The organism is Oleiphilus sp. HI0125, assembly GCF_001635355.1.
On the sequence record NZ_LWGF01001001.1, the window covers coordinates 1 to 1,143 of the forward strand.

Consider the following 1,143-nt stretch of genomic DNA (forward strand, 5'->3'; position numbering starts at 1 on the left):
TGTTCGTGGGCGAATGCCAACGCTTGAAATGATCAATGAGCGTTTTGCACGATATACCAGAATTAGCTTGTTTAACTTATTGCGACGTAATGCTGACGTTTCCACAGGTGGCGTTCAGATTATGAAGTTTGGCGAATATATTCATACGCTCTACGTTCCAACAAGTTTAAATATCGTCAAAATGCGCCCCTTGCGTGGCTCAGGGCTATTTATTCTTGATGCGAAGTTAGTCTTCAAGCTCGTTGACAACTTCTTTGGGGGAGACGGGCGACACGCTAAAATCGAAGGGCGCGAGTTTACTCCAACAGAAAATCGTGTTGTCCAAATGGTATTGGAACAAGTCTTTATCGATATGAAAGAGGCTTGGAATGCGATTTTTAAAGTTGATTTTGAGTATGTGAATTCTGAAGTGAACCCCTCAATGGCGAATATAGTCAGCCCAAGTGAGGTGGTTGTAATCAGTACATTCCATATTGAATTAGATGGCGGTGGCGGTGACCTGCATTTGGCGCTGCCTTACTCGATGATTGAGCCTATGCGCGAGCTGCTTGATGCCGGTGTGCAAAGCGACGTTGATGAAATTGATGAACGTTGGGTGAACACGATGCGTGAAGATTTACTCAGCGCAAACGTGCCGATTAACGCAACCCTACTAGAAAACCAAATTAGTTTACGTGAAGTGTCGAATTTAAAAGAAGGCGACATTATTTCCGTAGATTTACCTGAATATGCCATGGTATCGGCAAACAAAATACCTATGTTTTATGCTCAGTTAGGCCAGAAAAATGGATCACTGGCATTGATGATTAAGGACAAAATAGAGCGGCCAACAACCGCTTCAACCAGCTTGGTAGACGAAGATGAGTGATAACGAAACCCAAAACGACGGTCAAAGTGAAGACGAGAAGTTAGCATCTGAATGGGAAGCTGCGATGGAAGAGTCTGGCGATGCTGGTGGTGACGCTGAGGATGAATGGGCCGCGGCGATGGCCGAGGCTGAAGCCTTAGGTGGCGAAGAGAATGATATTCAGGCAGCGCCCTTGGAAAGTTTCTCTGGCACAGCTCATCAAGCTAGTGCAGGTCTGGGTACTGGTTCTGAAACTCCCGATCTGGACGTGATTTTAGATATTCCGGTGACCATCT

At 45.7% G+C, this 1,143-nt stretch carries 1 protein-coding gene and 1 pseudogene; both read left to right on the forward strand.

The window, feature by feature from the left end:
• The coding region (gene fliM / locus A3762_RS17175) for a flagellar motor switch protein FliM (protein ID WP_068756787.1) at nucleotides 1-868 on the forward strand (868 nt) is incomplete at its 5' end.
• A pseudogene (gene fliN / locus A3762_RS17180) lies at nucleotides 861-1,143 on the forward strand (flagellar motor switch protein FliN); the annotation flags it as partial. The gene fliM and the pseudogene fliN, both read left to right, overlap by 8 nt.